This is a genomic window from Streptomyces sp. NPDC127108 (assembly GCF_042677545.1).
Lineage (GTDB): Bacteria > Actinomycetota > Actinomycetes > Streptomycetales > Streptomycetaceae > Streptomyces.
Genome location: NZ_JBHXTE010000033.1, coordinates 115,717 through 116,582, shown reverse-complemented (window position 1 = coordinate 116,582; position 866 = coordinate 115,717). Strand labels below are relative to the sequence as shown.

Sequence of the window (866 nt, the reverse complement as noted above, 5' to 3'; positions counted from 1 at the left end):
CCGTTACACCCCCCCGGGCGCTAGGCGCGTGCACTTCGCGGTGTCGTCGCCGCAAACGCCGCGGGCGGGTGCCCCCCCCGTGCGGGCGGCACCGGCCAGCGTGGTCAGTACGACAAGGACGGCGCGAACGGCGAGAGGGCCTCTGCGGGCCGTCCATCGCCGGGTGCCGGTTCTGCGCCGGCCACTACGTCTCGTACACCGTGTCACAGGTCCCCCTCGTCTCGGACGGGCTGCCAACTGTCTCAGTGGCAGGAGGAGTTGACCAGACGGCGATGGCTACGTCCCGACGAGCCGGGAACGGATCAGGAAACGCACCCCTTCGGGCGCCTCCAGGGAGAAGCCGCTGCCCCGGCCCTCCACGACGTCGACGATGAGCCGGGTGTGGCTCCACACCTCGAACTGGCTCTTGGACATCCAGAACCGTACTGGCTCCGCCACCCCCGCCACGTCCAGCGACGCGAGCAGGACGTCGGAGTCACCCGTGCGGAACTCGCCGTCGGGGTAGCACATCGGCGCGCTGCCGTCGCAGCAGCCGCCGGACTGATGGAACATCAGCGGGCCGTGGGCCGCCCGCAGCCGCCGCAGCAGATCGGCGGCGGCAGCGGTCAGTTCCACGCGCGGGGTGTCGGCCATGGGCGATCGCACTCCTCCGGACGGCGGACGCCGCGCCGTGGCGGCGTGGCCGGTCCAGTCAACGCGGCGGGACGTTGCGAGGAGGTTGCGGCGGTCGAGGGAGACATGCGTGGGGTGGGGGAGGGACGGGTGGGGCGGGGGGGCCCCCCGCCCCCCCCCCCCCCGGGCCGGTAGTAAGACCCGAGGCCGCCGCCAAAACACAACCACACCGAGAGACGTCACCCCCGACAAGG

The 866-nt window shown here is 72.7% G+C and carries 1 protein-coding gene; it reads right to left on the bottom strand.

Annotated features, from left to right (window positions below):
* Positions 1-276: 276 nt before the first annotated feature.
* Positions 277-633, bottom strand: coding sequence for a DUF779 domain-containing protein (locus ACFVHO_RS26450; protein WP_385719407.1), 357 nt, complete (start codon positions 631-633; stop codon positions 277-279).
* Positions 634-866: the final 233 nt, after the last annotated feature.

What these genes read in the sequence shown, in the direction of transcription:
- ACFVHO_RS26450 (WP_385719407.1), bottom strand. Translation starts at nt 633, where the DNA reads ATGGCCGACACCCCGCGCGTGGAACTGACCGCTGCCGCCGCCGATCTG.